This is a genomic window from Cupriavidus sp. FW216-B1 (assembly GCF_058789195.1).
Map to the genome: position 1 here is coordinate 60,607 of NZ_JBYTEL010000012.1, position 22,463 is coordinate 83,069.

A 22,463-nucleotide genomic window follows, 5' to 3' on the forward strand; every position below is an offset into this window, starting at 1 on the left:
ACAGCCCCTCACTTAAATTTTACGATGCTCTGCCGATAGCCTGTGAACACACGAAGGCCGGCAGTTCGTATAGGGACGGGGCACCTACAACTATGTCGAATATCTTCCTGAGTGAGCTTGTCCCAAGAACCGAATCCCATGCTGAGAGCCTGTTTGAAAATTCGCCGCAGATGTGATCTGACGTTCGGATGTGGAAGAAAGAACATCGAGAACGGCAGGCAAGTATGGCGGCCAAGGCAAAGCGATATCCGAGCGACGTGACAGACGTGGAATGGGCTGCGATGGAAGGATTGCTGCCGAAGCCAGCCCAGCGTGGGCGACGCAGGAAGGCCGACCTGCACGAAGTCATCAACGCGCTGCGATACCTGGTGCGCTCGGGCTGCGGCTGGCGAATGCTGCCCAAGGACTTCCCGGCCTGGCAAACGGTGTATTGGTGGTTTCGCCGACTGATGCGCAGGTTCCTGTTTCGCACGCTCCACGATGTTGTACTGATGCTCGACAGGGAGTTGGACGGCCGCCAGCTTTGCCCCAGCGCTGGTGTTGTGGATAGCCAATCGGTGAAGGCGCCAGCGGCGAAAGAGCGCGGCTACGATGCTGCGAAGAAGATCGTCGGGCGCAAGCGGCATATTGCCGTGGATACAAATGGGCGGCTGCTGATGGTGAACCTGACGCCTGCAGGCATTGCCGACAGTACAGGGGTAGTGACGGTACTGGAGGCCTTGAAGAGGCGTTGGCCGGGCCTGAAACATCTGTTTGCTGATGGCGCGTACGATCGTCGCGCGCTGACGGATAAAGCCGCGACGCCCGACTTTGTCGTCGAGGTGGTGCGTCGCCGCGAGGATCAGGTCGGCTTGGCAGTTCTGCCCCGGCGTTGGGTAGTGGAACTTACCTTCGGCTGGATGATTCGCTGGCGTCGCCTGGTCAGGGACTACGAGCGACGTCCCGACGTGTCCGAGGCAATGGTCTATATCGCAATGGGCGGACTTCTGCTACGCAGAGTCGCCCATCCTTGAATTTTCAAACGGGCTCTAAGGATCAGGAAGGTCGTTATCGTCGGGAGCCAAGGCGCCGCTTCTCGGCGGAGTACAAATGCCAGATGGTGCAGACGCAGTTGTCGTCGCCGATGTCATTGGCGTGCTTTGAGCGCGAGCACGACTTGGGCAGATCAGTCCTGCAGGACGGTGAACTCGGCGTCGATGGCTTCGCCTGCTTGGCGCCATGCATTGAAGCGGTCGCGCTGCTGCCGACGCTGCGCCACGTCCAGTTGCACCTCCGCCACGTTGCTGCGTAGTTCGATGTATTCGGAGAAGAAGTGGTCGACGAAGTGCACCCCGTCGATCAACTGCAGCAGTTCCATCCGCTGGATGTTGAAGTTCGCGACCATCATCTCGATCGACTCGCGGAACTTCTCCTCGCGCTTGGCCTGCTCCCAGCTATCCCAGGCCTCCAGGGCTAGGCCCGCGAAGGCCAGCACGCCGTTGATTCCTTTGGCCAGATTGACGGCTCCCCAGGGCTTGAATTTCAGCATCTTGCCCAAGTCTACTCCGACCGTTTTTGCAATGGCGACGATGCCATCCCGTGTCGCCAGCACCGTGGAGTTATTGATCAGGTTGCTCTTGAGCATGTAGTCCAGGCCCTGCTTACCGAGCACTTTGACCGCACCATTGAAGTGGTTGATTTCTGTGTTGAAACCGATTTTCATCTTGCTGACTTCCAGGGTGACCGCCTGCAGTTGGCGCTCGAACTCGTTCTGCAGACGCGTCGTCAGCACGATGCCGTTGTTGCCCACTTCGCGCTCGAAGAATTCGGTGAAGGTGGCCAGGCTCGCCCCCTTTGCCTGCAGGATCAAGTCCGTGAAGTAGTCGGAGACGAACTCGCGAAGGCTTACGCGCACCGCCGAGATCTTGCCCTCGGTCGAAGCGAGCTGCCGGGCCAGCCTGGTGTTCATCGCTTCGAGCTTGTCCACCTCACGGCCGATCTTCTCGTCGTTGGCGACCGCCACTGGCAGCTGTTTGGTCAGGACGTCGCGGATGACGCTCGCTTTTGTGGCCTCGGCAATGGCTGTGGCGCCGCCGTTGGCCTTGACTTTCTCTGACGTGGCCGCCTGCAACGTGGCGATGTGGGAGAGCGTCTTGAACTTGTCCAGGTTTGACAGCCAGTACTCAGTGCCCATGTCGAACGGGTTTGCCGCCACGGCGACGATCGCCAGAGCGGCCGTCTCGACGGCGTCCAGGCAGATCAGGTTGCGCAGGCGGTCGCTGACGTTGTCGCGCTTGACCGCCAGGCTTTCCCGGTACTCCCGCTCGTCTTCCACGTCGGCGACTTCGTCGAAGCGGCTCAGCACGAACACCGTGCGCGGCAGGAGGTCCAGCGTGCGGAACAGCCACATCAGGTCTTCCTTGTGGCTTTCCTTAATGGGGTTGGTCGAGTTCATTACGTACAGCACTAGGTGGGCTTCGCTCACGTACTTCTTGGTGATGTCCTTGTACTTCTCCACGAGGTGGGTTTGCGCATTGTATTGTTCCTTGAAGCCGAACAGCCCGGGGGTGTCGATCAGTACGAAATCGGAGCCCACGTCGTACACCTTCACTTCGTTGGACGATTCCTTGTGGCTGATCTTCATGGTGGACTTGTCCAGTTGCTCCATCCAGGCCGCAGCGATAGAGGTCTTGCCCTCCGAGAAGCCGCCAACTAGTGCAATCCTGAGTTTTTCTTCGGCTACGTCCTGGATGGCCGTTTGCAGCTTGGCCTTTAGGTTCGGATCGATCTGCACGCCGACGCTTTCGCCTTGTTGCAGGAAGCCCTGAAGCTTCTCCAAGATGTCCACGGCGCGGGATTGTTGCGCCTTGAAGGTGTCTAGGGTCTTTTCCATTTACTGTGCACCTACGGCTTCGATGGTTTTGGATAGTTTCTTTAGCTCCGCCACGGACTTGAGCAGCGTCGCACTGATTTCGTCAACCTGGCGGACAGGCTCGTTCAGCGCTTCCTTAATGATCTCGACGTTTTCCTCCAGTTCGCGGAAGGCGGCGGTCAGGCTTCCGCGCAGCGAGTCGCGCATCTTGTCTGCGATGGTCTCCAGGTTCTGGTCGGCCGACTTGCGCTGTTGGGACATTTTGTAGCTGGAGCTGAAGAAGCCGACGAGGGCCTTGCCGAGGCTGACCAGCAGCGTGATGGCGCCGATCGTCAGCGCGACCCACCCGGCCGGGTTCCAGATCATCAGCACTCCGCCGACCAGCGAGCCAAGCAGGTTGGATATCTTGAGGCCGTTGTCAATGCTGATCTTCAGCTCGAACGAGCTGTCCAACTGGCCCATGCCGATCTTGCCGTAGGTCTCGACCAACTCGCTGGCGTATTGCTGGAACTGCTCGACGACCTCTGCGATCTCCGCCTTGAAGGTCTTCAGTTCGGCCTCCATCAGCCCGGGCAGGCGCTGTTCTAGGCTGGCCTGCTCGATCCTGATGCAGGATTCGAGCGCGTTCTTGAAGATATCGTTGCCGATGTCGGACTCGATGCGCGCGTAAATGCGCCTGCGCACGGCGTTCTTGAAACCGGTGATCGTCCGTTCACCTTCTGTTTCCAGGCGTGTCTTAAGCGTTCGGAGCGCGATGGTCAGTTGCTCGCGGGAGCCATTTGCGTCCTGCTTTAGCTGCTGTCCCAGCGGCTTGAACGAATCACGCTGGATCCTGGCGACCTCATCCGCCGCCGTCTTGACCACTTGGTTGGCCTTGTTGAAATTGGAGCGTCTGATCTTGGTCTTATAGTCGTGCACCAGGTTGCCGGCCAGAAGCTCGCGAAACTGCTCCATGTTCGAGCGCTGCAGCAGTTCTTGGGGCTTGAGCCTAGCGAGGAACTTGTCCTTGCTCTTGGCATTCTGTGAGCCGGGCACCAGGCAGTCGGCAACGGCTAGGAACGCGGGCTGGGCACTCAGCGGGATGACGCGCTGGTAGTGCTCGCCGAGCTGCTCGCGCATTTTTTCGTCGAGGTCCTGCAGGCTCTCGAGTTCGTCCTGGCTGGCGAGCCCGCCCTTCTCTAGCTGCATGGGGTTGGTGATGCGCTTGTTGAAGAGGGTCCAGACCTCGGTCTGCGTGCCAAGGTGTTCCTTGATCTTCTCCAACGTGCCCTTGGTATGCTCGTCGCCTTTCTGCGGAGCCGCAGCTTTGCCCGTCACATAGAACACGGCATGGGCCTTCTGCACTGCCGAGCGGATGCCGTCCATGACCATGGCTTCCTTGCCTTCGATGCCGGGAACGTCGAGCAAGGTGAATTTGTGGCCACCAGCTTCGAATGCATAGCCTCGGGTCTCGAGCGTATAGTCGGAGCGCCCGTTACCGATGATTACGCCGTCGGCCAGCGATTCCAGCTTGTGCTGGTCGCGCTCCACGCGTTCGAGTTCCCGTTCGGCAGCTTGCTTTGTATCCAGCGTCTCGCGCTGCTGCCGCGCGACGTCCTCGACGGCGCCGTTCCTCTCGGCGAGCAGGGCCCTCAGGCTGGCTTCTGCACCGGTAAAGGTCTGTTCTTCAGGCAACTGGCGCAGCCGGTTCAGGAATTTCTGCCAGAGTGTCGCCGTTCTCTTTTTCTCGACCACCAGTGCATGCAGGCGGTGGATCTCGTCGCGGCAGGCCTGCTCCTGCTCATCATAGTACGACACGAGTCCGTCAAGGCGCGCCTGCAACTCGGTAAGCAGTGCGTCGCCCTGCCGGATTCGTTGGCGCAGGGCCTCGAGATTCTCCTCGCTGACGCAAAGTTCTTCCCGCAGTGTCCGGAAGGCCTGCTGAGCCTTAGCCTTGCTCTGTTCCCCCAGCATGATGCGCAGCGTCTCGATGATGGTCGACTTGCCGGCATTGGTTTCGCCGTAGAAGGCGATGGTGAAGGTGTCCCATTCGGCATGGCGCTCGAGCCCGGCGATATTGCCTTCGATGTCTCGCTGGAACTTCTCGAGGATGGCGCGGGTATTCTTCTTGGCCTCCAATACCTGCTGGTCCTCCGATGCGCTGCCAAGCCTTCGCAAAATACTCTCTACTTCGCGCGAGACGTTCAGGTAGATGTCTCGCGGGGATTCCGGGCTTATACTCATCCGTCGTTCTTGTCGTTTCAAGAGAGAAATCGCCGCCAGCTGGCGGCAACTCATTCATGCGCGCGAGCGCGGCATGCAGCGCTCGCGCGGCCCCCGATTTTGCGGGATGGCCCCTGGAACGGCCGCCCTCCTAAAGCGGGGTGAAGTCGTGCGGCATGGCTGCCGTTAACTAGCTGGGGTTATGCGCGAGCCGCGGGCGCGTCGGGCAAAAAGAAAGGTTTTTCGCTGATCTGTGTGACCGCTTAGAAACAAGAAGAGCCAACTTCCGCTATTGTAAGTGGGAGACTGTGTCCAGCGTCTCAGGGGGTCGCTCTAGCCGCTGGACAATGCGGATTCGTAGCTGAGTGCGCATCATGCGCATCAATGAGGATCCAGCCGCTATCAGGTCATGTTGCGCTTACCGCCAGCAACGGGATGATCTTCGCCCTAGCCTTGAGTTGATCCAGATAGTCTGCCCACTTCTGCATCATCACTCGCGGGTCCTTAATGAATTTAGTGCGGTTATATGCCGCGCCGAGTGCATCGGGAACTGAGTGCGCGAGCTGGTGCTCGATCACCTCGGGCTTTTGCTCCAATTCTTCATGAAGAATGGTGTGCGCCATCACACGGAAGCCATGGCTGGTAATCTCCGTGTGCGTGTCGTAGCCAAGCCGGCGCAACGCAGCGTTGATCGCAGCATTGCTCATAGGGCGCTGCCTGGAGCGAGCCCCCCGGAAACACATACCGCTCGTTACCGGTCACCGCTTGCAGTTCTTTGAGGATTTGAATGACCTGCGTGGCGAGCGGAACGAGGTGTTCCGTTTTGGTTTTTGTAACCAGATAGCGCCACTCCCCTTTTTCAAGGTCGAATTGAGCCCATTCCGCCTTGCGCAATTCCCCGGCCGGACGAATACTAGCGGTGCCAGCTTGAGGGCGCATAGAACCGTGAAGGTGCCGCTGAAGCCATCGAAGGCCGAAGCATTTCACCAACCTTTGCCGGATCGGTGATCGACGCAAAGTGCGTGGCTTTCGCTGGTGGGATCGCCTTGACCAGAGCCGCGGCGGGGTTGCTGATGCAGAGCCCTTCCTTGACGCCGTAGAGAAACACCCGGCGGAATTTCGCTGCACACGCGGTGCTCGGTGAAACGCGCTCCTCGGCCATCATCCGTTTCAGCACCGCCAGGATTTCTGGGGCCTCGATTTCGGTAATCGGGCGCTTTCCCAGCCAGGGATAGACATCGTTCTTGAGGCGCTAGAGTGTTTTTTCGCATTGTTTGGGAGTCACGGTGCTTCCGTGCTCCTTGATCCATGCGTTTGCAACCACCTCGAACGAGTTTTCCGCTGCCAAGCGGGCAGTGTGCTTGTCGCTTTTCTTGAGTTCCCCGGGGTCAAATCCTACTGCCAGTTTCTCGCGTGCCTCCGCGCGCCGCTGTCGGGCTGAAGCCAGACTCACTTCGGGGTAGACGCCCAGGGCCAATGTCTTTTGCTTGCCGAGGTAGCGGTAGGCGAGCCGCCAATATTTTCCGCCGCTCGGCTGTACTAACAGAAACATGCCGTCGCCGTCAGTTATCTTGTACTGCTTGTCCAGGGGCTTGGCATTGCGGACGGCCAGGTCGGTGAGGCTCTTGGGGCGATTGATACCAACAGGGAGGAGTAGGTACTAACGAATATACCATCAGCTTTTTCGGATCCAGTTGGACATCGTCGGATGCCCAAAAAGAAAGAATCCAGCAAAATCAGGGGCTAATGCGGGGTTCTTGGACGGCTATGGAGGTTGTTGGACGTGCTGTTGGTGCCCGGGGTCTGTTCCCCTCTCCCTTTCGGCTTCGCTGGATGGCGCGGAGATCTAGTCGGCGTAATCCAGCGGCAGCGCGGTGGTGTACTTGATCTGCTCCATCGCGAAGCTGGAGCTGACGTCGGCCAGCTCCGCGCCCTGGATCAGCTTCTTGTAGACGCGGTCGTAGGCGGCGATGTCCGGCACCACCACGCGCAGCAGGTAGTCGGTGTCTCCCGCCATGCGGTAGAACTCGGTGACTTCGGGGATCGAGGCGACCAGCTCGTGAAAGGTCTTGAGCCACCTGGCGCTGTGCTGGTTGGTGCGGACCGAGACGAACACGGTCACGCCCACGTTGAGCAGGGCCGGGTCGAGCAGCGCCACGCGCTTGCGGATCACGCCGCTTTCCTCCAGCTTCTGCACGCGCCGCCAGCACGGCGTGGAGGTCAGGCCGACGCGCTCGCCGAGTTCGGCCACCGGCACGGTGGCGTCTTCCTGCAGGGCGGCGAGTATCTGGCGGTCGTAGCGGTCCATGTTCGGGCGGTGTTTTCCTGGCATGCAGCGTGACAGGTGCCCGGCCGCGCCGGCCCGGAATCAGGCCGCGTCGACCAGCAGGTTCACACCGCTGCCGATGTGTTCCTGGTCCACCCCGTAGATGTGCAGCGACACGGCTACTTCGGTGCCGTCGTTGCCGAGCGCGTGGATGTGGCGCAGGCCGGCCGGCACGCTGAAGGTGTCGCCCGCCGCGCGCGGCATTTCGCCGCACAGCCGCGCGCGCCGCGCCTGCGCGTCCCAGCGGTAGTGGCGCTCGTGCAGCGTGCCTTGCAGCACGCGGTAGGCGCACCAGGTCTGGTGGCCGTGCACCGGGCTGTGCTGGCCGGGTCGCCACACCAGCAGCATGGCCGCGTAGCGCGCCAGCGGGTCGGCGTGGACCAGGTGGCGCACATAGCCGTGCGGCGAGCCGGCGCGCAGCGGTTCGGGCAGCAGCGCCAGCAGCGCGGCGGCATCCGGCAGGCTGTCCTCGATGCCCTGCGCCACCAGGCGCGCGCTGGCCGCGAATGCCGAGGACATGCCCGCGGACAGCGGAGCGAACAGGCCGGGATGCGGGGTCTGGCGGTGGGCGGCATCGGCCGCGCCGGCTTGCTGGGTGGCCATGTCGGGCTCCTTGTTGGTCTGCGACCATCATAGCGCCGGGCCTTTAGCAAACACGTGCGTCTTGTCGTGCAAATCTGCCTGGAAGTGTAATCTCATTCCACCAAAAGGCAAGAAGGTGGAATTTCATTCCCGCGGCTGCGCCGGACGCGGGCAGCCGGTGGATAATGCCGCCTCATGGAAATCAAATGGCTTGAAGACTTCGTCAGCCTGGCCGAGACGCACAGCTTCTCGCGCTCGGCCGAGCAGCGCCACGTGACGCAGCCCGCGTTCTCGCGCCGGATCCAGTCGCTGGAGTCCTGGGTGGGCACGGAGCTGATCGACCGCTCCAGCTATCCGACCAGCCTGACGCCGGCCGGCAAGGTGTTCTACGAGCAGGCGCTGGCGATGCTGGCGCAGGTCAGCGAGACGCGCGCGCTGATGCGCGGCCAGCGCTCGGCCAACGGCCACGTGCTGGAATTCGCGGTGCCGCACACGCTGTCGCTGACCTTCTTCCCGGAATGGCTCAAGGCGGTGGAGCGCGAGATCGGCACGCTGCCGTGCCGGCTGCGCGCGCTCAACGTGCACGACGCGGTGCTGGCGCTGGTCGACGGCGGCTGCGACCTGGTGATGGTCTACCACCACGCGCGCCAGGCCATCCAGCTCGACCCGGCGCACTACGACATGCTGGTGCTTGGCATCGAGCGGCTGTCGCCGTACAGCGTGCCCGACGCCGCCGGCAAGCCGCTGTACCGGCTGCCCGGCACCGACAAGAAGCCGGTGCCGTTCCTCAGCTACACGCCGAACGCGTTCCTCGGGCGCATGGTGGACATGCTGCTGGGCGAGACCGCGGACAAGCTCAAGCTCGACAAATGCTACGAGACGGACATGGCCGAGGCGCTCAAGGTGATGGCGCTGGCCGGGCACGGCATGGCCTTCCTGCCCGAGAGCGCGGTGCGCGACGAGATCGCCCACCACCGGCTGGTGCGGGCGGAGCCGGCGCGCGGGCTGCCGCTGTCGATCGACATGGAGATCCGCCTGTACCGCGAGAAGCCGGGCGAGCAGGCCGGCGAGCGCCGCAGCGCGCAGTTGCGCAACAAGCGCCGGCTGGTGGACCGCGTCTGGAACGCGGTGGCCGCGCGCAGCCTGCCCGCGCCGGGCGCGTGGCAGGCCGGCGCGCCCGCCGGCGCCACGGGAGGCGCCCCCGCGTAGGCGCGCGGCGCCGCGGGCAACGTTATGCGCGGCTTGCATAACATGCGCGGCGGGATGACCAAACGGCATTGGCTTCGGCGGGGCCGCCTCCTCTAAGCTGGCGGCACCTTCACACCGAGACCCAACGATGTCTTCCGCCGTACCCTCATCCGTCCTCTCCAACGCCGCCGCTTCATCCCACACGCTGCCTTCCTACCTCAACCCCGAGGCCCTCGGCCCCTGGGGCACCTACCTGCAGCAGGTCGACCGCGTCACGCCCTACCTGGGCTCGCTGGCCCGCTGGGTCGAGACGCTCAAGCGCCCCAAGCGCGCGCTGATCGTGGACGTGCCCATCGAGATGGACAACGGCACCATCGCCCACTTCGAAGGCTACCGCGTGCAGCACAACCTGTCGCGCGGCCCGGGCAAGGGCGGCGTGCGCTTCCACCAGGACGTGACGCTGTCCGAGGTGATGGCGCTGTCGGCCTGGATGTCGGTCAAGAACGCGGCGGTCAACGTGCCCTACGGCGGCGCCAAGGGCGGCATCCGCGTCGATCCGCGCACCCTCTCGCACGGCGAGCTGGAGCGCATCACGCGCCGCTACACCAGCGAGATCAACATCATCATCGGGCCCAACAAGGACATCCCGGCGCCCGACGTCAACACCAACGCGCAGGTGATGGCGTGGATGATGGACACCTATTCGATGAACTCGGGCAGCACCGCCACCGGCGTGGTGACGGGCAAGCCGATCTCGCTGGGCGGCTCGCTGGGCCGCCACGAGGCCACCGGCCGCGGCGTGTTCGTGGTCGGCTCCGAGGCGGCGCGCAACCTGGGGCTGGAGATCCGCGGCGCCCGCGTGGCGGTGCAGGGCTTCGGCAACGTCGGCGCGGTAGCGGCCAAGCTGTTCCACGAGGCCGGCGCCCGCGTGGTGGCGGTGCAGGACCACCGCACCTCGCTGTACAATCCGGCCGGCCTGGACGTGCCCGCCATGATGGAATATGCGTCGCACAGCGGCACCATCGACGGCTTCCAGGGCGAGACCATCTCCAGCGGGCAGTTCTGGCAGGTCGACTGCGACATCCTGATCCCGGCCGCGCTGGAAGGCCAGATCACCGCGCAGAACGCGCCCCAAATCAAGGCACGGATGGTCATTGAAGGTGCGAACGGCCCGACCACGCCCGAAGCCGACGACATCCTGCGCGAGCGCAACATCCTGGTGGCACCGGATGTGATCGCCAACGCCGGCGGCGTCACGGTTTCGTACTTCGAATGGGTGCAGGATTTCTCCAGCTTCTTCTGGACCGAGGAGGAGATCAACCAGCGCCTGGTACGAATCATGCAAGAGGCTTTCCGTGCGATCTGGCAGATCGCTCAGGAAAACAAGGTTACCTTGCGCACGGCCGCGTTCATCGTGGCCTGCACGCGGATCCTGCAGGCGCGCGAAATGCGCGGCCTTTACCCCTGATGGTCGGGGCGGCTTGCTGCCGCGGCGTCGCCGGAGGGTGATGCTGCATTGCAGCAATCCAGTCGGGTGTCGGTAACGCGGCTGCCGGATGTTCCGGCAGCCGCGTTGTCGTATGGTGTTGCCAGCCGCGCTGACGGGAGCGGCGGCGGCCATGCGGCATGTGACCGTCCGATGACGGCCGCGCGGAAGCCGGTCCGCGGCGCTTTCCGGCGTTCCCCGGTGTTGCCGGGAGGAAACGGCCGGCCGGCAACGGGTCCGTATCCGGGCCGCAACAGGGTGCGATCTCCCCGCAAACCATGCCCATATTGGCTTTGCTAGGGGAAAAACCCGTTGTCTTGAGTGCATGCCTGCGCAATACTATTTCGTCGGCGGGTGGTTTTTTGTTAGAGTCCCGCCTTTCTTCTCTTCATGGTCAAGGAGATGTTATGAATGTTGCCAAGTTGGCTTCCCTGATGATTGCAGCCGGCGTGCTGTGCGGTACCGCGCAAGCCGCCGAGCAACTGACGGGCACGCTGCAGAAGATCAAAGACACCGGTGTGATTACGCTTGGCGTGCGCGAATCGTCGATTCCGTTCAACTACAACCTGGGCGGCGTGCGCCAGGTCGGCTATTCCTACGACATCAACGTCAAGATCGTGGAAGCCATCAAGGACCAACTGAAGCTGCCGAACCTGCAGGTCAAGGAAATCCCGATCACCTCGCAGAACCGCATCACGCTGCTGCAGAACGGCACCATCGACATCGAGTGCGGCTCGACCACCAACAACCTCGAACGCCAGAAGCAGGCATCGTTTACCACCAGCATCTTCATCATCGGCACCCGCATCATGGTGAAGAAGGACGGCGGCATCAAGGACTGGGCCGACCTCAAGGGCAAGAACGTCGTGACCACCGCCGGCACCACGTCCGAGCGCCTGCTGCGCAAGATGAACGATGACCAGAAGCTGGGCATGAACATCATCAGCACCAAGGACCACGGCCAGTCGTTCCTGACGCTGGAATCGGGCCGCGCGGTCGCGTTCATGATGGACGACGCGCTGCTGTACGGCGAGCGCGCCAAGGCCAAGAACCCGGCCGACTGGATCGTGGTGGCCAAGCCGCAATCGCGCGAGTCCTACGGCTGCATGATCCGCAAGGATGACGCACCGTTCAAGAAGCTGTCGGACACCGTCATCACCGGCATGATGAAGGACGGCTCGATCAACACGCTGTACACCAAGTGGTTCCAGCAGCCGGTGCCGCCCAAGGGCCTGAACCTGGACTTCCCGCTGTCCGAAGACATGAAGGCGTTGTTCAAGACGCCGAATGACAAGGCGCTCGACTGATCCTGGGATTCCGGTTGTGCGAAACGGAAGGCATGTCCTTCCGTTTCTTTTTGAGGACTCATCATGAATTACAGCTGGCATTGGGGTGTATTCCTCGAGCAGGCCGCCCAGAACGAGACCTACCTTGACTGGATGATTTCCGGGCTCAAGGTCACGCTGGCGCTCGGGCTCTCGTCATGGATCATCGCCCTGGTCATCGGCTCGGTGCTCGGCGTGCTGCGCACGGTGCCCAACAAGTGGCTGTCCGGCCTTGCCGCGACCTACGTCGAGATCTTCCGCAATATTCCGCTGCTGGTGCAGCTGTTCATCTGGTACTTCGTCATGCCCGAGCTGCTGCCCGGCGGCGAGATGTTCAAGCAGATGAACCCGTTCGCGCAGCAGTTCCTGGCAGCCATGTTCTGCCTGGGCACGTTCACCGCGGCCCGGGTCTGCGAGCAGGTGCGCTCGGGCATCAACTCGCTGCCGCGCGGCCAGCGCAACGCCGGCCTGGCGATGGGCTTCACGCTGGCGCAGACCTACCGCTTCGTGCTGCTGCCGATGTCGTTCCGCGTCATCGTGCCGCCGCTGACCTCCGAGTTCCTGAACATCTTCAAGAACTCCGCGGTGGCGTCCACGATCGGCCTGCTGGAACTGGCGGCGCAGGGCCGGCAGCTGGTGGACTACACGGCGCGACCGTACGAGTCCTTCATCGCCGTGACCATCATGTACGCGCTGATCAATCTCGTCGTGATGCTGCTCATGCGCTGGGTGGAACAGCGCACCCGCGTGCCCGGCTTCATCGGTGGCAAGTAAGAGGACCCGTCATGGCATATTCATTCGATTTCAGCTCGATCAACGCGACCACGCTGGAAGTGCTGGGCGAGGGCATGATGGTCTCGCTCAAGATCACCGTCACCGCGGTGGTGGTGGGCATCGTCTGGGGCACCATCCTGGCGATGATGCGCCTGTCCTCGGTCAAGCCGCTGAACTGGTTCGCGCAGGGCTACGTGACCATCTTCCGCTCCATCCCGCTGGTGATGGTGCTGCTGTGGTTCTTCCTGATCATCCCGCAGGTGCTGCAGAAGACGTTCAACCTGTCGCAGGCGTCGGACCTGCGCATGACCTCGGCGCTGATCGCGTTCGCGCTGTTCGAGGCGGCGTACTACTCCGAGATCATCCGCGCCGGCATCCAGAGCGTGTCGCGCGGGCAGATGTTCGCCGCGCAGGCGATGGGCATGACCTACGGCCAGTCCATGCGGCTGGTGATCCTGCCGCAGGCGTTCCGCAACATGGTGCCGCTGCTGCTGACCCAGGGCATCATCCTGTTCCAGGATACGTCGCTGGTCTACGTCAGCGCGCTGGCCGACTTCTTCGGCCAGGCCTACGGCATCGGCGAGCGTGACGGCCGCATCGTGGAGATGCTGCTGTTCGCCGGGCTGGTGTACTTCATAATCTGTTTTTCCGCATCTCTGCTGGTCAAGCGTTACCAGAAAAAGGTGGCCGTATGATTGAAATCAACAACGTCTCCAAGTGGTATGGCGCCTTCCAGGTGCTGACCGATTGCACCACCAAGGTCGCCAAGGGCGAGGTGGTGGTGGTGTGCGGTCCGTCGGGCTCCGGCAAGTCGACCCTGATCAAGACCGTCAACGCGCTGGAACCGTTCCAGAAGGGCGACATCCTGGTCGACGGCACCTCGGTCGGCTCGCCCAAGACCAACCTGCCCAAGCTGCGCTCGCGCGTGGGCATGGTGTTCCAGAACTTCGAGCTGTTCCCGCACCTGTCGATCACCGAGAACCTGACCATCGCCCAGGTGAAGGTGCTCGGCCGCTCGAAGGAGGAAGCCACCGCCAAGGGCCTGAAGTACCTCGAGCGGGTCGGCCTGAAGAGCCAGGCGGCCAAGTTCCCGGGCCAGTTGTCGGGCGGCCAGCAGCAGCGCGTGGCGATCGCCCGCGCGCTGTCGATGGACCCGATCTGCATGCTGTTCGACGAGCCCACTTCGGCGCTGGACCCGGAAATGGTCAACGAAGTGCTGGACGTGATGGTGCAGCTCGCGCAGGAAGGCATGACCATGATGTGCGTGACCCACGAAATGGGCTTCGCGCGCAAGGTCGCCAACCGCGTGATCTTCATGGATGCGGGCAAGATCGTCGAGGACTGCCCCAAGGAAGAGTTCTTCGGCAACATCGACGCGCGCTCGGAGCGCGCCAAGCAGTTCCTGTCGAAGATCCTGCATCATTGAGATTGGATGGCCGCCCGAGGCGGCAAGCCATGAAAAGGGACGCCGAGGCGTCCCTTTTCTTATCCGCCGGCAAAGACGGTCGGTTGCCGCATGTTGTCTCCCCCCGGACGATTGACGAAGCCCGCGAACGGGCCCACACCGCCAGAGCTGGCCCAAGCAAGGTGTCCTCCCTCTCCCCTCACGGGGAGAGGGCCGGGGAGAGGGGCGGTTTGACCAGGAGTCACAAGAAGCGGGGCCAACGGTGTTGTCCGGCATGATGACCGCGGACGAAGCCGCCGGTTTTTTCCAGCGCGCCAGCATTCGCCAGCCCCCGCCCTCTCCCCCAACCCCTCTCCCACTGCGCGGGAGAGGGGAGCAAACCGGCACCTCAGGTGCAGGCGCTGTTCGCCGCGTTCCTGGCCTGCACCTCGGGCGGGATCGGCACCGACAGCGTCATCACCGAGCGGCCTTCCTCGAACATCATCAGCTCGCCCGGCGCGAACGCGGTCCAGGTCTCGTTGTCGGTCAGCGGCGCGGTGGCGATCACCGCCACGCGGTCGTCGGGCGTGGTGACCTGGGCGAAGTCGATCGACAGGTCGGCGTCGATCAGGTGCGCCGTGGAAAACGGCCACTGGCGCACGATGTAGTACAGGCGCGTGGAGCAGTGCGCGAACAGCGCCTGCCCGTTGGACAGCAGGTAGTTGAACACGCCGTGCAGCGTGATCTCGCGCGTGATGTCGGCCAGCGCGTGGCACAGCTCGTTGAGCGGCGGCTGCGAGCCGGGGAAGCGCTTGCGCAGGCCCTGCATCAGCGTGCAGAAGGCCAGTTCGCTGTCGGTGTCGCCCACCGGCTGGTAGACGCCGGACAGGAACGGCGAGAAGTTCTTCAGGTCGCCGTTGTGGGCGAAGATCCAGTGCCGGCCCCACAGCTCGCGCATGAACGGGTGGCAGTTCTCCAGCAGCACGGTGCCCTGGGTCGCCTTGCGGATATGCGAGATGACGTTCTTGGACTTGATCGGGTAGCGCTTGATCAGGTCGGCCACCGGCGAGGTGCCGGCGGACTGGTTGTCGATGAACAGTCGGCAGGCCTTGTCCTCGAAGAACGCCACGCCGAAGCCGTCGGCATGGTGGTCCGTGACGCCGCCGCGGGCGGCGAAGCCGGTAAAGGAGAACGTCACGTCGGTCGGCGTGGCGCAGTTCATGCCGAGCAGCTGGCACATGGCGGGGCACCGGACCGGCAGCAGGCTGCCGGATTGCAATAGAATGTTCCATTATCCGGCCAGCCCGGGTTTTCTGCCAAGCGCGTCGCGCCTCGCGGTTTTCCCGCGCGCCGCCGGCATGCCGCCCGGCCGCCGCCGGATCTTCCCGACAACCATTCGTCCTGTACACCTTCAGCGGGCTTTTCGAGACATGAGCAAATACAAGATCGCAGTCATCCCTGGCGACGGCATCGGCACCGAAGTGATGCCCGAGGGGCTGCGCGTGATGGACGCCGCCGCGCGGCGTTTCGGCATCGACCTGCAGTTCGACCAGTTCGACTTTTCCAGCTGCGACTACTACGCCCGCCACGGCAAGATGCTGCCGGACGACTGGTTCGACACCCTGGTCAAGTACGACGCGATCTATTTCGGCGCGGTGGGCTGGCCCGATTCCGTGCCCGACCACGTCTCGCTGTGGGGCTCGCTGCTGCAGTTCCGCCGCTCGTTCGACCAGTACGTCAACCTGCGCCCGGTGCGGCTCATGCCCGGCATCCGCAGCCCGCTGGTGGACCGCGACGGCAACCCGCGCAAGCCCGGCGACATCGATTTCTACGTGGTGCGCGAGAACACCGAGGGCGAGTATTCCAGCATCGGCGGACGCATGTTCCCCGGCACCGACCGCGAAGTGGTGATCCAGGAAACGGTGATGACGCGCACCGGCGTGGACCGCATCCTCAAGTTCGCCTTCGAGCTGGCGAACAAGCGCCCGGGCAAGCATCTGACCTCGGCCACCAAGTCCAACGGCATCTCCATCACCATGCCGTACTGGGACGAGCGCGTGGAGGCGATGGCGGCCGGCTATCCCGGCGTCAAGGTCGACAAGTACCACATCGACATCCTGACCGCGCACTTCGTCCAGCATCCCGACTGGTTCGACGTGGTGGTGGCCAGCAACCTGTTCGGCGACATCCTTTCCGACCTGGGCCCGGCCTGCACCGGCACCATCGGCATCGCGCCGTCGGGCAACATCAACCCGGACCGCACCTTCCCCAGCCTGTTCGAGCCGGTGCACGGCTCGGCGCCCGACATCGCCGGGCGCGGCGTGGCCAACCCGATCGGCCAGATCTGGTGCGGCGCGATGATGCTGGAGCACCTGGGCCACGCGGAAGCCGGCGCGGCCGTGCTGGGCGCCATCGAGCAGGTGCTGGCGGCCGGCCCGGAACACGCGCCGCTGACCCGCGACATCGGCGGCAAGGCCGGCACCGCGGACCTGGGCCAGGCCATCGCGGAGGCGCTGTGAGCGCGGCCGACGCGCGGGCCCTGCTGCTCGACACCTTCCAGGCAGCGGTAGCGGCGGCCGATCCGCTGCGCATCGTGGCGGACCATCTGCCGCCGCCGCAGCCGGGCGGCCGCACGCTGGTGGTGGGCGCGGGCAAGGCCGCCGCCTCGATGGCGCTGGCGGTGGAGCAGGCCTATGCGCGCCTGGACCCGGGCCATGTCATCGAAGGGCTGGTGGTCACGCGCTATGCCCACGGCCTGCCGACCGCGCACGTGCGCGTGATCGAGGCCGGCCACCCGGTGCCCGACGAAGCCGGCGAGCGCGCCGCGGCCGAGATCCTGGCCTGCGTGGCCGCGCTCGGCCCGGACGACCGTCTGATCGTGCTGGTCTCGGGCGGCGGCTCGAGCCTGCTGTCGCTGCCGGCCGAAGGCATCGCGATGGCCGACCTGAAGGCCACCACGCAGGAACTGCTGCGCTGCGGCGCGCCGATCACCGAGATGAACATCGTGCGCAAGCACCTGTCGCGCATCCAGGGCGGGCGGCTCGCCCAGGCCAGCCGCGCGCCGGTGACGACGCTGATCGTCTCCGACGTGGCCGGCGACGACCCGAGCGCGATTGCCTCCGGCCCCACGGTGCCGGACCCGAGCACCTACGGCGACGCGCTGGACATCCTGCGCCGCCACGGCGCCACGGTGCCGCCGGCGGTGCGCGCCTACCTCGAGCGCGGCGCGCGCGGCGAAGTGGCGGAAACGCCCAAGCCGGGCGACGCGCTGTTCGCCCGCGTCGACAACCGCGTGATCGCCACGGCGCACGGCAGCCTGACGGCGGCGGCCGAGGTCTTCCGCGCGCGCGGCATCCAGCCGGTGGTGCTGGGCGACACCGTGACCGGCGAGGCGCAGGAAGTGGCGCGCGTGTACGCCGCGCTGGTGCGCGAGATACGCGCGTACAATGCGCCGTTCGCCGCGCCGGTGGCGCTGATCTCGGGCGGCGAATGCACCGTGACGCTGCCCGCGGGCGGCGGCGCGGCCGGCACGAAGCCGCGCGGCGGGCGCTGCGCCGAGTTCCTGCTGTCGCTGGCGCTGGAGCTCGACGGCGCCGCCGGCGTGTACGCCATCGCGGCCGACACCGACGGCATCGACGGCTCCGAGGACAACGCCGGCGCCCTGCTGGACCCGTCCACGGCGGCGCGCGCGCAGGCCGCCGGCGCCCCGGCGCGCGCGCGGCTGGACGCGCACGACGCCTGGGGCTTCTTCGACGCCGCCGGCGACCTCGTGATCACCGGCCCCACGCGCACCAACGTGAACGACTACCGCGCCATCCTGATCCTGTAATCCCCCGCGAAAGCGCTGGCCGCCACCGGCGGCCGGCCACCCGAGCCACACCAAGCCATGACCCAGACCCTCACCATCACCCGCCCGGACGACTGGCACCTGCACCTGCGCGACGGCGCGGCGCTGGCCGCCGTGCTGCCCGACACCGCCCGCCAGTTCGCCCGCGCCATCATCATGCCGAACCTGAAGCCGCCCGTGACCACGGTGGCGCAGGCGGCGGCCTACCGCGAGCGCATCCTGGCCGCGCTGCCGGTCGGCATGGCGTTCGAGCCGCTGATGACGCTGTACCTGACCGACAACACCCCGGCCGCGGAAATCGTCGCGGCCAAGGCCAGCGGCTTCGTGCACGGGGTCAAGCTCTACCCGGCCGGCGCCACCACCAACAGCGACGCCGGCGTGAGCGACCTGCGCCGCTGCGCGAGCGCGCTGGAGGCGATGGAGCGCGCCGGCCTGCCGCTGCTGGTGCACGGCGAAGTGACCGATGCCGACATCGACATCTTCGACCGCGAGGCCGTCTTCATCGACCGCGTGATGACGCCGCTGCGCCGCGACTTCCCCGGCCTCAAGGTGGTCTTCGAGCACATCACCACCAAGGACGCCGCCGAATACGTGCGCGACGCCGAAGGCCCGGTCGGCGCCACCATCACCGCGCATCACCTGCTGTACAACCGCAACGCGCTCTTCACCGGCGGCATCCGCCCGCACTACTACTGCCTGCCGGTGCTCAAGCGCGAGATCCACCGCGCCGCGCTGGTGGCCGCTGCCGTGTCCGGCAGCCCGCGCTTCTTCCTCGGCACCGACAGCGCGCCGCACGCGCGCGGCCTCAAGGAACATGCCTGCGGCTGCGCCGGCTGCTACACCGCCCTGCACGCGATGGAGCTCTACGCCGAGGCCTTCGAGGCCGCCGGCGCGCTGGACAAGCTCGAAGCGTTCGCCAGCTTCAACGGCCCGGCCTTCTACGGCCTGCCGCGCAACGGCGGCACGCTGACGCTGACGCGCGAGGCGTGGGAACTGCCGGCCGAACTGCCGTACGGCGACACCACGCTGGTGCCGCTGCGCGGCGGCGAGACGCTGCGCTGGAAGGCCAGCTGAGCCTCGCGGCCGTGACGCAGCAGCAGGGCGGCATGCCGCCCGTGGCCGGCGCCGTGGCGGAGATCGACTGGACGCGGCCCTGGTACAAACCGTTCGCACGGGTCGGCGCGGCGCTGGCCGGCGCGCTGCAAGCCGGCGCCGACCTGCGCGCCGCGCTCTGCGAACTCAGCGCGCGGCAAGGCCTGCGCAACGCGCGCGGCCTGCCGCTGCGCTTCGTGCCGCAGGCCGAGCTTCCTGCCGGCACCGCCTACGAGGCCCATATCTTCGCCACCGGCGCGGTGCCCACGCGCGACAACCTGCACGACGTCTTCAACGCGCTGGTCTGGTTGCATTTCCCCCAGGCCAAGCGCGCGCTGAACCGGCTCCAGGCCGAGGCGATCGCCGCCGCCGGCGTGCAGCCGCGCCGCGGCGCCCTGCGCGACGCCGCCACCTTGTTCGACGAGAACGCCATCCTGTTCCTGAGCACGGACGGCAGGCTGGAAAGCGCGTTGCGCGGTTTCGGCTGGCACACGCTGTTCGTGGCGCGGCGCGCGGACTGGGAGGCAGCCGGCTGCGCCGTGGTGCCGTTCGGCCACGCGCTGCTGGAAAAGCTGGCGCGGCCCTACAAGGCCCTGACCGCGCACGCGTGGCCGCTGGCCTTGCCGCCCGCGGCGGGCGGCGAGCTGCCCGGCACGCTCGATGCGGCCGTGGCCGCCTCGCTCGAACGCCGCGCGCTGTCGAGCCGCGATTTCGCGCCGCTGCCCGTGCTGGGCATCCCGGGCTGGTGCGATGCCAACCGCGATCCGGACTTCTACGCGGATGCCGCCGTGTTCCGTCCGGGCCGGCGCGCCGCGGCGGCCTAGCGCCCGGGCCGCGCGCGCCAGGCCGGGCCGGGGCCAAACGGTGTTAGACTGCGGGCCGCAAAGCAGGACAGACAATCGCTGCTTGCATCGCAAGGTGCAAGGGGAGGAAAGTCCGGACTCCACAGGGCAGGGTGTTGGCTAACAGCCATCCACGGCAACGTGCGGAATAGGGCCACAGAGACGAGTCTTGCCGCCGGGTTCGCCCGGCGGCAAGGGTGAAACGCGGTAACCTCCACCTGGAGCAATCCCAAATAGGCAGGCATCGAGGCGGCCCGCTGAGCCTGCGGGTAGGGAGCTGGAGCCGGCCGGTAACGGCCGGCCTAGAGGAATGGTTGTCACGCGCCGCCGGCCGCAAGGCGGGTGGCGCGCACAGAATCCGGCTTATCGGCCTGCTTTGCTTCCCGATTCTTCCGTCCCGGCCGGCGCGCATTGCGCGTCGCATGCCGCCCGGGACAATGGAAGGTGCGGCCGCCATGCCGGTCCGCGCCCATCCTCGCGCTTACCGCTTACCCTTCCACGATCTCCACCGTGTGCGTGATCTCGGCCGTCTTGGCCAGCATGATCGACGCCGAGCAGTACTTGTCGTGCGACAGCTGGATGGCGCGCTCGACCGTGCTGGCATTGAGGTTGCGGCCCGTCACGGTGAAATGGAAATTGATGCGCGTGAACACCTTCGGGTCTTCGCCGGCGCGCTCGGCTTCCAGCTTCACGCTGCAGCCGCGCACGTCCTGCCGGCCGCGCTTCAGGATCAGCACGACGTCATAGGCGGTGCAGCCGCCGGTGCCCAGCAACACCATTTCCATCGGCCGCGGCGCCAGGTCGTGGCCGCCGCCCTCGCGCGCACCGTCCATCGCGACCACGTGGCCGCTGCCGGTCTCGGCCACGAAGGTCATGCCGTCGCCGCCCATCCAAGTTACTTTGCATTCCATTTTGTTCGATCCTGCGCTTTGGTGAGTGCGTATCCGATCACGAACACGCGATTTCGAAACTTGATTTTTTAGTATATGCCACTTGCCAATGTGTGGTCAGGACGCATCAGATCCGGCTCAAGACTGAGGGTTTCCTCTAAGATGACGGTTTGATGACAGGCGAAATCGGTCGTAAGTATTTGATTTTGTTGATTAATGCACTATGTTTTTGCCGTGTCGCAATTTTTTACAATGCAAAACGCCATTCCGCACTGCAAATTTTCTTGCGCCGGAAGGGCGCTCATGTATAATTTCAATCATTGAACGACGGCATGCAGGACTCGCCAGAGTGCGAAAGCGAACTTCCCGGTTCGCCGGCCGCACCGCCAGCCAGGCCCCGTCGCTCTCCAGGTGTCTCCTCCACCCTCCTCCTTTGGTGGATTCAAACCCAAGCTCATGGCTTGGGTTTTTTTTCGCCTTCCCGCACCCGTCCACCTCCCGCTGGCATCCGGCCGCGCCCATCGAAGTGCCGCCGCCGTCGCCCGGCACATGCCGTCTTGACGCGGAGCCCAGACTTTGCTTGTGCCTGCGCCAAAAACGACAGTATAATCGAGGGCTTTTCCGTCATGCCCGCGGAAAAGGATTCAGGGAGAGCCTGCACATACAAGCAGGAGAAGGCCAGGTCCCGAGGACCGGCCGACGGCGCCAGCACCGATCAGCGATCACAAGCAAGGCGGTGCGCGTCACGTTACGGGCAGTTCTACAAGTCTCAGGAAAAATCATGAAGACCTTTTCCGCCAAGCCTGCAGAGGTAAAGCGCGACTGGTACGTGATTGACGCGACGGACAAAGTCCTCGGCCGTGTTGCCAGCGAAGTGGCACGCCGACTGCGCGGCAAGCACAAGCCGGAATTTACTCCGCACGTCGACACGGGTGATTACATCATCATCGTCAACGCAGCCAAGCTGCGTGTCACGGGTACCAAGGAAACGGACAAGAAGTACTACCGCCATTCGGGCTACCCGGGCGGTATCTACGAAACGACGTTCGGCAAGATGCAGCAGCGTTTCCCGGGCCGTGCCCTGGAAAAGGCTGTGAAGGGCATGCTGCCCAAGGGCCCGCTGGGCTATGCGATGATCAAGAAGCTGAAGGTGTACGCCGAAGCCGAGCATCCGCATGAAGCGCAGCAGCCTAAGGCGCTGGAAATCTAAGGGGGCCATCCATGATCGGAAACTGGAATTACGGTACCGGCCGCCGCAAAAGCGCTGTGGCTCGTGTCTTCATCAAGTCGGGCAAGGGCGACATCATCGTCAACGGCAAGCCCATCAATGAGTATTTCGCTCGCGAAACCTCGCTGATGATCGTGCGCCAGCCGCTCGAACTGACCGCCAACGCACAGACCTTCGACATCAAGGTCAACGTGACCGGCGGCGGCGAAACCGGCCAGGCCGGCGCGGTTCGCCACGGCATCACCCGCGCGCTGATCGACTACGACGCGACCCTGAAGCCCACGCTGTCCAAGGCTGGCTTCGTCACGCGCGATGCGCGCGAAGTGGAACGCAAGAAGGTCGGTTTCCACAAGGCACGTCGCCGCAAGCAGTTCTCGAAGCGCTGATCGTGTCCGGCAGGTCCGGTTCACCGGATCTGGCCGAGCCAGAAAGACCGCACGGTTCGC

Annotated in this window: 22 protein-coding genes and 1 other RNA gene; 14 read left to right on the forward strand and 9 right to left on the reverse strand. The window is 64.7% G+C overall.

What is annotated here, in order from left to right; translation table 11 throughout:
• Nucleotides 1-188 precede the first annotated feature (188 nt).
• A complete protein-coding gene (locus AC3WXD_RS22970) occupies nt 189-1,013 on the forward strand; it encodes an IS5 family transposase (RefSeq protein ID WP_454730919.1) in 825 nt (274 codons plus the stop codon).
• Nucleotides 1,014-1,165: 152 nt separating this feature from the next.
• Here AC3WXD_RS22970 and AC3WXD_RS22975 read toward each other — a convergent pair whose 3' ends face one another.
• From AC3WXD_RS22975 to AC3WXD_RS23005, 7 genes are all read right to left on the reverse strand, one after another.
• Nucleotides 1,166-2,872, reverse strand: coding sequence for a LeoA/HP0731 family dynamin-like GTPase (locus AC3WXD_RS22975; RefSeq protein ID WP_492324768.1), 1,707 nt, complete (start codon nt 2,870-2,872; stop codon nt 1,166-1,168).
• The gene (locus tag AC3WXD_RS22980; RefSeq protein ID WP_454730920.1) at nt 2,873-5,095 is read right to left on the reverse strand and encodes an acyl-CoA synthetase family protein; all 2,223 of its coding nucleotides are present in this window, start codon (nt 5,093-5,095) and stop codon (nt 2,873-2,875) included. It abuts the gene before it with no gap.
• Between the two features lie 365 nt (nt 5,096-5,460).
• The gene (locus AC3WXD_RS22985; RefSeq protein WP_454730921.1) at nt 5,461-5,760 is read right to left on the reverse strand and encodes a tyrosine-type recombinase/integrase; all 300 of its coding nucleotides are present in this window, start codon (nt 5,758-5,760) and stop codon (nt 5,461-5,463) included.
• Between the two features lie 206 nt (nt 5,761-5,966).
• Nucleotides 5,967-6,278 (reverse strand): phage integrase central domain-containing protein, encoded by a 312-nt coding sequence (locus tag AC3WXD_RS22990; RefSeq protein ID WP_454732441.1) that lies wholly within the window; start codon nt 6,276-6,278, stop codon nt 5,967-5,969.
• A 27-nt stretch (nt 6,279-6,305) separates the two neighbouring features.
• The gene (locus AC3WXD_RS22995; RefSeq protein ID WP_454732442.1) at nt 6,306-6,692 is read right to left on the reverse strand and encodes an Arm DNA-binding domain-containing protein; all 387 of its coding nucleotides are present in this window, start codon (nt 6,690-6,692) and stop codon (nt 6,306-6,308) included.
• A gap of 207 nt (nt 6,693-6,899) precedes the next feature.
• Nucleotides 6,900-7,361 (reverse strand): Lrp/AsnC family transcriptional regulator, encoded by a 462-nt coding sequence (locus tag AC3WXD_RS23000; RefSeq protein WP_020203173.1) that lies wholly within the window; start codon nt 7,359-7,361, stop codon nt 6,900-6,902.
• A gap of 60 nt (nt 7,362-7,421) precedes the next feature.
• On the reverse strand, nt 7,422-7,982 hold the full coding sequence (locus AC3WXD_RS23005) for a cysteine dioxygenase family protein (RefSeq protein WP_020203174.1): 561 nt from the start codon (nt 7,980-7,982) through the stop codon (nt 7,422-7,424).
• A 174-nt stretch (nt 7,983-8,156) separates the two neighbouring features.
• Here AC3WXD_RS23005 and AC3WXD_RS23010 point away from each other — a divergent pair, with 174 nt between their 5' ends.
• The 6 genes from AC3WXD_RS23010 (at nt 8,157) to AC3WXD_RS23035 (ending at nt 14,160) form a co-directional block, all read left to right on the forward strand.
• Complete coding sequence (locus AC3WXD_RS23010; protein WP_059410477.1) at nt 8,157-9,170, forward strand: LysR family transcriptional regulator; 1,014 nt, start codon at nt 8,157-8,159, stop codon at nt 9,168-9,170.
• A gap of 127 nt (nt 9,171-9,297) precedes the next feature.
• Complete coding sequence (locus AC3WXD_RS23015) at nt 9,298-10,617, forward strand: Glu/Leu/Phe/Val family dehydrogenase (RefSeq protein WP_020203176.1); 1,320 nt, start codon at nt 9,298-9,300, stop codon at nt 10,615-10,617.
• Nucleotides 10,618-11,042: 425 nt separating this feature from the next.
• Nucleotides 11,043-11,942 carry a glutamate/aspartate ABC transporter substrate-binding protein gene (locus AC3WXD_RS23020; RefSeq protein ID WP_029043645.1) on the forward strand — a complete coding sequence of 300 codons (900 nt, stop codon included), beginning with the start codon at nt 11,043-11,045 and terminating at the stop codon, nt 11,940-11,942.
• A gap of 63 nt (nt 11,943-12,005) precedes the next feature.
• A complete protein-coding gene (locus AC3WXD_RS23025) occupies nt 12,006-12,734 on the forward strand; it encodes an amino acid ABC transporter permease (protein ID WP_020203178.1) in 729 nt (242 codons plus the stop codon).
• Nucleotides 12,735-12,745: 11 nt separating this feature from the next.
• Nucleotides 12,746-13,429, forward strand: coding sequence for a glutamate/aspartate ABC transporter permease GltK (gene gltK, locus AC3WXD_RS23030; RefSeq protein WP_020203179.1), 684 nt, complete (start codon nt 12,746-12,748; stop codon nt 13,427-13,429).
• Nucleotides 13,426-14,160: an amino acid ABC transporter ATP-binding protein gene (locus AC3WXD_RS23035; RefSeq protein WP_454730922.1), complete on the forward strand. Its 735-nt coding sequence runs from the start codon at nt 13,426-13,428 to the stop codon at nt 14,158-14,160. The genes gltK and AC3WXD_RS23035 overlap by 4 nt, the downstream gene beginning before the upstream one ends.
• Before the next feature lie 367 nt (nt 14,161-14,527).
• Here the strand turns inward: AC3WXD_RS23035 and AC3WXD_RS23040 are convergent, their stop codons facing one another.
• Nucleotides 14,528-15,358 (reverse strand): class II glutamine amidotransferase, encoded by an 831-nt coding sequence (locus tag AC3WXD_RS23040; RefSeq protein ID WP_059410478.1) that lies wholly within the window; start codon nt 15,356-15,358, stop codon nt 14,528-14,530.
• Between the two features lie 190 nt (nt 15,359-15,548).
• Between AC3WXD_RS23040 and AC3WXD_RS23045 the strand changes: the two genes are divergently transcribed.
• The 5 genes from AC3WXD_RS23045 (at nt 15,549) to rnpB (ending at nt 20,281) form a co-directional block, all read left to right on the forward strand.
• Nucleotides 15,549-16,637 carry a tartrate dehydrogenase gene (locus tag AC3WXD_RS23045; protein WP_020203182.1) on the forward strand — a complete coding sequence of 363 codons (1,089 nt, stop codon included), beginning with the start codon at nt 15,549-15,551 and terminating at the stop codon, nt 16,635-16,637.
• Nucleotides 16,634-17,947 carry a glycerate kinase type-2 family protein gene (locus tag AC3WXD_RS23050; RefSeq protein ID WP_454730923.1) on the forward strand — a complete coding sequence of 438 codons (1,314 nt, stop codon included), beginning with the start codon at nt 16,634-16,636 and terminating at the stop codon, nt 17,945-17,947. The genes AC3WXD_RS23045 and AC3WXD_RS23050 overlap by 4 nt, the downstream gene beginning before the upstream one ends.
• A gap of 57 nt (nt 17,948-18,004) precedes the next feature.
• On the forward strand, nt 18,005-19,039 hold the full coding sequence (gene pyrC / locus AC3WXD_RS23055) for a dihydroorotase (protein ID WP_492324769.1): 1,035 nt from the start codon (nt 18,005-18,007) through the stop codon (nt 19,037-19,039).
• Nucleotides 19,040-19,071: 32 nt separating this feature from the next.
• Nucleotides 19,072-19,881, forward strand: a complete 810-nt coding sequence (locus tag AC3WXD_RS23060) for a DUF3025 domain-containing protein (RefSeq protein ID WP_059410511.1) — start codon at nt 19,072-19,074, stop codon at nt 19,879-19,881.
• Nucleotides 19,882-19,940: 59 nt separating this feature from the next.
• Nucleotides 19,941-20,281: RNase P RNA component class A (rnpB, locus tag AC3WXD_RS23065), an RNA gene on the forward strand.
• Between the two features lie 106 nt (nt 20,282-20,387).
• On the opposite strand, the gene AC3WXD_RS23070 is transcribed toward rnpB, so the two are convergent.
• Nucleotides 20,388-20,810, reverse strand: a complete 423-nt coding sequence (locus AC3WXD_RS23070; RefSeq protein ID WP_029043648.1) for an OsmC family protein — start codon at nt 20,808-20,810, stop codon at nt 20,388-20,390.
• A 760-nt stretch (nt 20,811-21,570) separates the two neighbouring features.
• Between AC3WXD_RS23070 and rplM the strand changes: the two genes are divergently transcribed.
• Both rplM and rpsI read left to right on the forward strand, forming a co-directional pair.
• The gene (rplM, locus tag AC3WXD_RS23075; protein ID WP_011296658.1) at nt 21,571-21,999 is read left to right on the forward strand and encodes a 50S ribosomal protein L13; all 429 of its coding nucleotides are present in this window, start codon (nt 21,571-21,573) and stop codon (nt 21,997-21,999) included.
• Between the two features lie 11 nt (nt 22,000-22,010).
• The gene (rpsI, locus tag AC3WXD_RS23080; RefSeq protein WP_017226024.1) at nt 22,011-22,403 is read left to right on the forward strand and encodes a 30S ribosomal protein S9; all 393 of its coding nucleotides are present in this window, start codon (nt 22,011-22,013) and stop codon (nt 22,401-22,403) included.
• Nucleotides 22,404-22,463: the final 60 nt, after the last annotated feature.

Bases quoted from the DNA above. Each gene is read 5' to 3' on its own strand.
- AC3WXD_RS23025 (WP_020203178.1), top strand. From the start codon at position 12,006: ATGAATTACAGCTGGCATTGGGGTGTATTCCTCGAGCAGGCCGCCCAG.
- AC3WXD_RS22970 (WP_454730919.1), top strand. From the start codon at position 189: ATGTGGAAGAAAGAACATCGAGAACGGCAGGCAAGTATGGCGGCCAAG.
- rpsI (WP_017226024.1), top strand. From the start codon at position 22,011: ATGATCGGAAACTGGAATTACGGTACCGGCCGCCGCAAAAGCGCTGTG.
- AC3WXD_RS23070 (WP_029043648.1), bottom strand. From the start codon at position 20,810: ATGGAATGCAAAGTAACTTGGATGGGCGGCGACGGCATGACCTTCGTG.
- AC3WXD_RS23035 (WP_454730922.1), top strand. From the start codon at position 13,426: ATGATTGAAATCAACAACGTCTCCAAGTGGTATGGCGCCTTCCAGGTG.
- AC3WXD_RS22975 (WP_492324768.1), bottom strand. From the start codon at position 2,872: ATGGAAAAGACCCTAGACACCTTCAAGGCGCAACAATCCCGCGCCGTG.
- AC3WXD_RS23000 (WP_020203173.1), bottom strand. From the start codon at position 7,361: ATGGACCGCTACGACCGCCAGATACTCGCCGCCCTGCAGGAAGACGCC.
- AC3WXD_RS23020 (WP_029043645.1), top strand. From the start codon at position 11,043: ATGAATGTTGCCAAGTTGGCTTCCCTGATGATTGCAGCCGGCGTGCTG.
- AC3WXD_RS23010 (WP_059410477.1), top strand. From the start codon at position 8,157: ATGGAAATCAAATGGCTTGAAGACTTCGTCAGCCTGGCCGAGACGCAC.
- gltK (WP_020203179.1), top strand. From the start codon at position 12,746: ATGGCATATTCATTCGATTTCAGCTCGATCAACGCGACCACGCTGGAA.
- AC3WXD_RS23015 (WP_020203176.1), top strand. From the start codon at position 9,298: ATGTCTTCCGCCGTACCCTCATCCGTCCTCTCCAACGCCGCCGCTTCA.
- rplM (WP_011296658.1), top strand. From the start codon at position 21,571: ATGAAGACCTTTTCCGCCAAGCCTGCAGAGGTAAAGCGCGACTGGTAC.
- AC3WXD_RS23005 (WP_020203174.1), bottom strand. From the start codon at position 7,982: ATGGCCACCCAGCAAGCCGGCGCGGCCGATGCCGCCCACCGCCAGACC.
- AC3WXD_RS23060 (WP_059410511.1), top strand. From the start codon at position 19,072: ATGCCGCCCGTGGCCGGCGCCGTGGCGGAGATCGACTGGACGCGGCCC.
- AC3WXD_RS23040 (WP_059410478.1), bottom strand. From the start codon at position 15,358: ATGTGCCAGCTGCTCGGCATGAACTGCGCCACGCCGACCGACGTGACG.
- AC3WXD_RS22985 (WP_454730921.1), bottom strand. From the start codon at position 5,760: ATGAGCAATGCTGCGATCAACGCTGCGTTGCGCCGGCTTGGCTACGAC.
- AC3WXD_RS23045 (WP_020203182.1), top strand. From the start codon at position 15,549: ATGAGCAAATACAAGATCGCAGTCATCCCTGGCGACGGCATCGGCACC.
- pyrC (WP_492324769.1), top strand. From the start codon at position 18,005: ATGACCCAGACCCTCACCATCACCCGCCCGGACGACTGGCACCTGCAC.